The organism is Cryobacterium sp. MLB-32, from assembly GCF_000738085.1.
In the GTDB taxonomy this organism is placed as follows: Bacteria; Actinomycetota; Actinomycetes; order Actinomycetales; family Microbacteriaceae; genus Cryobacterium.
Genome location: NZ_JPRS01000019.1, coordinates 21,550 through 29,937, shown reverse-complemented (window position 1 = coordinate 29,937; position 8,388 = coordinate 21,550). Strand labels below are relative to the sequence as shown.

Sequence of the window (8,388 nt, the reverse complement as noted above, 5' to 3'; positions counted from 1 at the left end):
CACCCCGACGCCCACACCGACACCGGGGGCGGGTGGGTCGCTGCTTGGGGAAGAGGTCCCGGCGGTGGCTGTGGCCGCTGGTGAGTCTTCTCCGGTGGAGTTGGGCATGTCTTTCACCTCATCGTCGGCCGGGTCCGTGACCGGTATTCGTTTCTACAAGGGGCCGAGCAACACGGGTACGCATGTGGGGAATCTGTGGTCGTCATCGGGCGTGAAGTTGGCGTCGGTGACGTTCTCGGGGGAAACGGGCTCGGGCTGGCAGACCGCTGATCTGGCGACCCCGGTGGCGCTGACGGCCGGTGAGATCTACACCGTGTCGTATCTGGCGCCGCAGGGTGGATATTCGTATACGGCCGGATATTTTGACACGGCGAAGACGAGCGGAGGACTCACTGCGGCCGCGACGGTGAACGGTCGGTACCTGTATGGAGCCGGAGGCGGTTTTCCGACGTCGTCGTTCAAGTCCACGAACTACTTCGTCGACATTGCCTTCGTCCCGCTTGCATAGGGTCGCGACGCATGCCGGACCGCTGGCAGAGGGCTCACCGCGGATACCGTTTTCTGTTTCCGGCCGTCTGCGTTCAGACTTGACGGATGAACGACACGATGACGGCGGCAGTATTGATGCAGTTCGGAGCACCATCCGCGCTTGAGGTGCGCCTGGACTGGCCCCGGCCCCGGCCGGAGTGTGATCAGGTGCTCGTGCGGGTGACCGCCGCCGCGGTCAACAACACCGACATCTGGACCAGAGAGGGTGCTTACGGGCGGCCCGAAGACCCCGATGCGCTCGCCGGGTGGCTCGGGGACTTCGCGTTTCCGCGCATCCAGGGCGGGGACATCGCGGGGGTGGTCGTGGAGGTCGGTGCCGATGTGTCCGAGGAGATGCTCGGTCGCCGGGTTCTCGTGGATCCGGCCATTTACGGTTCCGACGAGGATGATGCTGCCCCGGTGGGCTACCTCGGCAGCGAGGCCGACGGCGGATTCGCGCAGTATGTGGCGGTCGACGCGAGCCACGCCCACGACGTCGACGTCTCGCCGCTGTCGGACACGCAGCTGGCCTGTCTGCCGGTGGCGTTCGGGACGGCCATGGCCATGCTTGATCGTGCGAATCTCCGTGCCGGGGAGACGGTGTTGGTCACGGGGGCGTCGGGCGGTGTGGGGCTCGCCCTTGTGCAGCTCGCCTCCGCCCTCGGAGCGTACGTCGTGGCGATTACGAGCGGGTCGAAGGGCGACGCGGTAATGGACGCCGGGGCATCCGCTGTGGTCAACGGCGATTCGAACGATGTCGCCGGGCAGGTCGCCGCCGCCGTTCCGGACGGGCTGCACATGGTGGCGGACATCGCGGGCGGAGACGGAGTAGCGACCCTGATGCCCCTCCTGCGCACCGGAGGTCGATGGGTGATCGCCGGTGCCGTGGCGGGGCCGGTGATCGAATTCGATTTGCGTCGCCTGTACCTGCACAACGTGCACCTGATCGGTTCATCCATGCACACCCGTGTGCACTTTCGTCGTCTGGTCGACCTGGCCCGCAGTGGAAGCCTGCGACCGCACATCAGCAGCACCTATGCCCTCACCGACATCGCGGCCGCCCAGGAGGAGTTCGTCGCTCGCCGCCACATCGGAAAGATCGTGCTCCTGCCGGACTGAACGGGGATCAGGGCACGAGAGCGATCTGAGCACATGCCAGCCGGGCTGCGAGATAAGCTCGCTGGTCGCGTCGCGAGGCAAACCCGCTGATCGGGCCGCGAGGTAAACTCGCTGGTCAAGGTGCGAGGAACGATCGCTTGGATCGAGCCTGTCGAGATCGAGACCGCATATGCCGACACGCGCACGCGGTGTCTAACTCTTATAGTGCGGGCCGTCGTGGCCTTTCGGTGTCGGTACAGGGGGTCGTCCGCCTCGTCGGGGAGTTCTCTTCGGGTCGACGGTGGCGGGCGGGGTGAAGTACACCACATTGTCTGTGACGATGATCTCCCAGCCTTCGCGATGAATCCTGTGATGGCAAGCACTGCACAGCATCAAAATGTTCGATTGGTTCGTCGGTCCGTCCTGCGATTTGTACCAGACAATGTGGTGGCCTTCGGCGTAGCTCGGCGGCCGATTGCACCCCGCCGTCGCACAGCCGCCGTCTCGTTCGATCGCCGCGAGCTTCTGCGCCCGGGTGAAGAGCCGCTTCCCAAGCCCGAAATCGAGTACCTCGCTCTTGCCGCCGAGGACCATCGGGATCAGGCACGCTTCCGCGGCCATCTTCCTGGCCGTGAAAGCCGAGATCGGCTGCTCGATCCCGTCGAGCTGGGCCTCACCGAGCCCGGTCTGCAGGGATTCGAGGGACATCCGCACGATGATCGTCGTGTGATCCAAAGCACCGAGCCCCTCCGTGCCGGAGAGGGCGTGACGCACGATATCGACGAAGGCATCGAAGTTCAGCTGCGGCATCGTTCGACCGTCGCCGATGATCTCGTGGTTGTCACCGCACCCGTCGGGGTCTTCCTTCGCTTCAAACCGTGGCTTGCGCAGTTCGGCACTGACCATTCCGTCGATCGCGGTGTCCAGAAACGCCGCCGACACCGGGTCGGCGTCGAGAATGTACCGTTTCATGCCGTTGGGCTGCACCAGCCGGGTCAGGGCCCGCCGTGAGACGAGCACCTCCTCGCGCGGTTCGACGCCGTCGACGTCGAGGGCGTCGCGGTAGCGAACGGAGAGTTTTCGCACCGAGTCCACCGGGTTGGTCGCCGCGAACTCCACCAGTTCCTTCTCCGCCGCGATCATGTCGTCGGTGGTCGCTCGCGGGGCCGCCTGCGCCAGGTTCGCCGTGATGTACAGCGCCGAATCCACCGGCAGAACCCCGGCAGCAAGGGCCTCGGCCACCTCCGGGAACTCCGGCGGTAGCGCCTCACCGATCAGGCTCCTCCGTGGTCTGGTCACCGCCCCGACTCGGCAGAGTCGCCCGGCTTCCGCCATGGAGATATGCCCGATGTCAGTCAGTGCGGCGGCGGCGTTCCTGTTGCCGGTTCGGGCCGAGATGCTGTGCGGGCCCGAATCATGCTCGAACCGGTCCTGCAGCTGACCGGCCACCTGCGCCTTCAGCGCGTCCAACCGCCGTCCACTCGCAAACACGGCATCCGCCACAGCCAACAAACCCGCATCGGTCATCCGCTGCAGATCCAACCCCGCACTCGGCCCGCCCTCTGAACACACCCCACCACCCAGGGCTCGAGAGTACGTCTCGGCGAGTGCCGCCGTGCTCTCGATCAGGAGGTCCGTTGAAGTGGTCATGGCATAATTTTCCCCGCCACCACCGACACTGGAGCGACCTAAATAGCCCTGACCGGGTATTTCTGTGCACAACTCGCAAAGATTCTTCCCTGTGGAGGAGGATGTCAGCTCTGACGAGGGTGATCTCGAACGCCTCACGGCCGGACAGCGTGTTCGGATGCCCGCTAGACGATCCCGAGGCAGGCGTGCAGGCGACCAGACGAGGCAGGCGTGCAGGCGCAGCCGTCCATGGCGGTCACTGCACAGGGGCGCCGCACGACCACCGGTCTCTGGAATTACCGGCGAGCGGCCGCTCCGCGCATAGGGTGTGGGGATGGGGCTCGGGCGGGGATTCAGACGGTTGTGGGCGGGCAACGCTTTCGGCAATCTCGGTGACGGCATCGTCTTCGTGGCGATTCCACTGCTTGCCTCATCGCTGACCACCGAAGCCATTCTCATCGCGGGGCTGGCTGCCATGTACTCGGGCGTCAGGCTGCTCGTGGTGGTTCCGGTCGGGGTGTTCGTCGATCGTCTGGATCGACGAACGATGCTCTGGATCACGAACGCGGCCCGGGCGGCGTTGCTTCTGGGCATGGGCGCGCTGTTTGCCACCGGGCACGGCTCGCTGCCGCTGCTCTACATAGTGTTCGCGGCACTGGGTGCGCTTGAGACGGCGGCGGACAACGCGGCCCTCTCCATCCTGCCCTCGGTCGTGCCCTCCAGAGGGCTCGACCAAGCCAACAGCCGGATTTCGGCCGCGCAGCTCGTGGCCGACGAATTCGTCGGCCCACCGCTCGGGGGAGTGCTCTTCGCGGTGGCTGTTGCCCTGCCTGCGCTTGCGGCCGGTGGCTTCTATGCCGCGGCGAGCATATTCTTTCTCGCCCTGCCGAGACGGTCCGGCGGCGGCACGCCGCTACTCCCGCGCCGTTCGGCCTATCGAGAGGCGTTGGACGGCGCAGTGTGGTTGCGGAGGCATCGTCTGCTCGGTGGGCTGGCTGTGGTGGGCGGGCTCGCGAGCGTCGCCTACATGATGCCGTTCTCAGTGTTGGTGTTGTATGCGCACCAGACGCTCGGCCTCGACGCTGCAGGGTACGGCGTCATGCTCGCGGTCTCCGCGCTCGGCGGGCTCGTCGGCTCGTTCGTCACGACACCCCTGCGTGCTCGCCTCGGCTACGGAGGGGCGATTGTGGGGAGCCTCGCGCTTGGGGCCGTTTCGATGCTCGCCCTGGCCGTTACGGAGTCGGTGTGGGTTGCTGCGGCGCTGCTTGCGGTCTACATTCTGCACGCCGTCGTGTGGGGGATCTGCGTGAGTTCGCTGAGGCAACGGCTCGTACCCGACGCGCTGCGGGGGCGCGTCAACGCCTCGAGCAGGGTGCTCGGCCTCGTCGGCCTCACGTTCGGTGCACTCGCGGGTGGCCTCCTCGCAACGACGTGGGGGTTGTCCGCCCCGTTCGTGGCGAGCGGGGCCGTGTTCCTCGTCTGCGCCCTCGTGGCCCATCCCCTGCTTCGGCCACGAACAGAGTGACCCAGGGAGGACGGCGTGACCGCCACGTGCCACCGATCCCCGTGGCGAATTCAGGAAACGCCCGCCGAACAGGTGCTGGCACCCACGGAGTTCTGATGCCGACGGAGTCGCGTGCGGCCGATCGCGTGAATTGACCACGAGAACCCTTGCGCTCGCCACCCTGCACTGCGAGGTCGGTGAGCTGCTCGTGACAGTCCCGAGCTAGATCCCGACGCCTGTCTTCACCGTTCGTGGCCGCGGTCGGGCGCGGGGCCCGGCTCCAGGGGGCGGATGTTGGCGGCTCAGGAGCCGAGGTGCCACTTTGTGCCCCATGGCTTTGGTCAGTCGTCAACTTGTGCCCCATGCGTGCCGGTCAAGGGGCGCAAGTTGGCTGCTCAGACCGGCATGGGCAGTAGCAGCAGCAGCAGCGGCGTCAGTCGAAGTTGAGGCTGAGCTTGCGGAGCAGATTCGACAGGCGGTCCTGCTCGCTTGTGGTGAGCGTGCCGAGCAGTTCGGCTTCAGCGTCCACGAGGCGAGTGATGGCGGCGTCCACTCGGGTGAGTCCGGCGGGGGTCATGCCCACCAGAATGCCGCGACCATCGTGCGGATCCGTGTGTCGCGTGACCAATCCGCGTTCCACCAGCCCGTTGATCCGGTTGGTCATCGTGCCGCTGGACACGAGGGTCTGCTGGAGCAGCGCCTTGGGGCTGAGCTCGTAGGGAGAGCCGGCTCGGCGCAGTGCGGACAAGACATCGAATTCCCAGGACTGCAGCTCGGAGCGCGAGAATGCGGTGCGCCGCGCCCGGTCGAGATGCTTGGCCAGCCGGGCCACGCGTGAGAGCACCTGCAGCGGCGCGAAGTCCAGATCGGGACGTTCGCGTAACCAGGAATCTACGATTCGGTCGACTTCATCATGGCCAGGCATTGGTCCATTATTGCGTGCGGAACGACAGGGGAGCGTGCAAGGCGCCGCGATCTGGCACACTTGAGGGTGTCGTCGGCTCTCGGTCGACGCATTCCGCCGTGGTGTAATGGCAGCACGACAGCCTTTGGAGCTGTTAGGTCTAGGTTCGAGTCCTGGCGGCGGAGCACTCAATGAGTACGCAAATACGTAAAGAGGACCCCGTGACAGACTCCCGCCTCGCCATTATCGTGCTCGCCGCCGGCCAGGGCACACGCATGAAGTCCAGCCTTCCCAAGCTGATGCATCCGCTTGCCGGACAGCCGATCGTGAGCCACGTGCTCGCCACGGCGCGCGCGCTCGATGCGGCCCACGTGATTACCGTCGTTCGCCACGAACGGGACAGCCTCGCCGCGCTCGTAGCCGAAGACCTGCCCGAGAGCATAATCGTCGACCAAGAGAGATCCCCGGCACCGGTCGCGCTGTGGAGCAGGCGATTGATGCCCTACCCGCCGATTTCGACGGCGACGTGCTCGTGATCAACGGTGACGTGCCGTTGCTCGACGCCGGCACGCTGGCCTCCTTCATCGAGTCGCACCGCGCCAGCGCGGCGGCCGGAACGGTTCTGTCGGCCTATCCGGACGACTCCACGGGCTACGGACGCATCGTGCGGTCAGCCGCCGGCGATTTCGACCGCATCGTGGAGCAGAAAGACGCCGACGACGTCGAGCGAGCGATCGACGAGATCAACGCCGGTGTATATCTGTTCGGCCTTGCCGCCCTGCGCGAGCAGCTCGCCCAACTCACCACCGATAACGTCCAGGGTGAAAAGTACCTCACTGACGTGATCGGCCTGCTGCGTCGGGCCGGTGCCGAGGTCAGTGCCGTTCCGGTAGCGGATGCCTGGCTCGTCGCCGGCATCAACGACCGCGCCCAGCTCAGCGAGGCGGCCCTCACCCTCAACCAGCGCATCGTTCGCGGCTGGCAGCTCGCCGGCGTGACCGTCCAGGACCCGGCCACCACGTGGATCGACCTCAAGGCCGTTCTCGCACCGGACGTGACCATCCTGCCGGGTACCCAGATTCAGGGGGCCACCGTTGTGGAGACCGGTGCCATCATCGGACCGGACACCACGCTGAAGGACTGCGAGGTGGGCGCCAACGCCGTCGTGAAGCGCACCGACGCGACGCTCGCGGTGATCGCGGCCGGGGCCACCGTCGGCCCGTTCTCCTACCTGCGTCCCGGTACCCTGCTCGGTGCCGACGGCAAGATCGGCGCGTTCGTGGAGACGAAGAACGCCACGATCGGCGCCGGCAGCAAGGTGCCGCATCTCAGCTACGTCGGCGACGCCGTCGTGGGCGAGGGATCGAACATCGGGGCCGGAACCATCTTCGCCAATTATGACGGCGTCGCCAAGCACCACTCGAACATCGGCTCGCACGTGCGCACGGGGTCGCACAACGTGTTCGTCGCGCCGATTACAATTGGTGACGGAGCATACACAGGAGCGGGCACGGTCGTTCGAAAGAACGTTCCGGCGGGGGCGCTGGCCATCAATGTGGCTCCGCAACGCAATATGGACGGCTGGGTTCACGCCAACCGCCCCGGCACGGCCGCTGACACGGCCGCGACCCAGAGCCTGAGCACCACTGAGAGCGGAGAATAAGTGTCTGAAATCAAGACCAGCGGCGATAAGCGACTTGTATTGGTTTCGGGGCGCGCGCATCCACAGCTTGCCATCGACATCGCTACGGAGCTTGGTTCGGAACTCCTGCACACCGATGCCCGCACCTTCGCCAACGGCGAGCTGTACGCCCGCTTCGATGAGAGCGTGCGTGGGTCGGATGCCTTCGTCATCCAATCGCACACGGCACCCATCAACGAGTGGCTGATGGAACAGCTCATCATGGTGGACGCCCTCAAGCGTGCCTCCGCGAAGCGCATCACCGTTGTCGCCCCGTTCTACCCGTATGCCCGCCAGGACAAGAAGGGCCGCGGGCGCGAACCGATCTCCGCCCGCCTCGTGGCCGACCTGTTCAAGGTGGCCGGCGCCGACCGCATCATGTCCATCGACCTGCACGCCGCTCAAATTCAGGGCTTCTTCGACGGCCCCGTCGACCACCTCTTCGCGATGCCGGTGCTGCTCGAGCACTTCCGCGAGAAGCTCGACCCCGCCACCCTGACGATTGTCTCGCCCGACATGGGTCGCGTGCGAGTCGCCGACATCTGGAGCGACCGACTCGGTGTACCCCTCGCCATCATTCACAAGCGTCGCGACCCGCTCGTGCCGAACCGCGTTTCCGTGCACGAGATCGTCGGCCAGGTCGAAGGCCGCGTGTGCCTGCTCGTTGACGACATGATCGACACCGGACGCACCATCGCCCTCGCCGCCGAAGCCCTGCGTGAAGCCGGCGCCATCGGCGTTGTCGTGGCCGCCACCCACGCCGTATTCAGCGACCCGGCCGTCGACATGCTGCAGAACCCGGCGATCTCGGCCGTCGTCGTCACCGACACCCTGCCGATTCCCGAGGAGAAGCGCTTCCCGACGCTGACGATCCTGCCGATCGCCCCGCTGTTGGCTCGCGCCATCCACGAGGTGTTCGACGAGGGATCCGTCACATCGATGTTCGACGGCGCCGCTTAGCTGGTCGAGGGCGACGAAGGTCCTTCCGCCGGTCGAGGCGCGACGAATGCGCTTCCGTCGGTCGAGGCGCGACGAATGCGCTTC

The 8,388-nt window shown here is 66.1% G+C and carries 6 protein-coding genes, 1 tRNA gene and 1 pseudogene; 6 read left to right on the top strand and 2 right to left on the bottom strand.

Translation table 11 applies throughout. From position 1 onward, the window contains the following. Positions 1-64: 64 nt before the first annotated feature. Complete coding sequence (locus JF66_RS04095; RefSeq protein ID WP_255351505.1) at positions 65-508, top strand: DUF4082 domain-containing protein; 444 nt, start codon at positions 65-67, stop codon at positions 506-508. An 86-nt stretch (positions 509-594) separates the two neighbouring features. Continuing rightward, complete coding sequence (locus tag JF66_RS04090; protein WP_035875524.1) at positions 595-1,647, top strand: zinc-binding dehydrogenase; 1,053 nt, start codon at positions 595-597, stop codon at positions 1,645-1,647. A 192-nt stretch (positions 1,648-1,839) separates the two neighbouring features. On the opposite strand, the gene JF66_RS22850 is transcribed toward JF66_RS04090, so the two are convergent. Continuing rightward, positions 1,840-3,276: an HNH endonuclease signature motif containing protein gene (locus tag JF66_RS22850; RefSeq protein WP_197059315.1), complete on the bottom strand. Its 1,437-nt coding sequence runs from the start codon at positions 3,274-3,276 to the stop codon at positions 1,840-1,842. 313 nt (positions 3,277-3,589) lie between these two features. Between JF66_RS22850 and JF66_RS04080 the strand changes: the two genes are divergently transcribed. After that, on the top strand, positions 3,590-4,780 hold the full coding sequence (locus JF66_RS04080) for an MFS transporter (protein ID WP_035875522.1): 1,191 nt from the start codon (positions 3,590-3,592) through the stop codon (positions 4,778-4,780). Between the two features lie 412 nt (positions 4,781-5,192). On the opposite strand, the gene JF66_RS04075 is transcribed toward JF66_RS04080, so the two are convergent. Next, entirely contained in the window at positions 5,193-5,684 is a 492-nt protein-coding gene (locus JF66_RS04075) for a MarR family winged helix-turn-helix transcriptional regulator (protein WP_035875520.1), read from the bottom strand. A 92-nt stretch (positions 5,685-5,776) separates the two neighbouring features. On the opposite strand from JF66_RS04075, the gene JF66_RS04070 reads away from it, so the two are divergent. From JF66_RS04070 to JF66_RS04060, 3 genes and pseudogenes are all read left to right on the top strand, one after another. Next, positions 5,777-5,848: transfer RNA gene (locus JF66_RS04070), tRNA-Gln, on the top strand. Between the two features lie 6 nt (positions 5,849-5,854). After that, positions 5,855-7,326, top strand: a pseudogene (glmU, locus tag JF66_RS04065) (bifunctional UDP-N-acetylglucosamine diphosphorylase/glucosamine-1-phosphate N-acetyltransferase GlmU). Beyond that, the gene (locus JF66_RS04060) at positions 7,327-8,304 is read left to right on the top strand and encodes a ribose-phosphate diphosphokinase (RefSeq protein ID WP_035875518.1); all 978 of its coding nucleotides are present in this window, start codon (positions 7,327-7,329) and stop codon (positions 8,302-8,304) included. It abuts the pseudogene before it with no gap. Positions 8,305-8,388 lie beyond the last annotated feature (84 nt).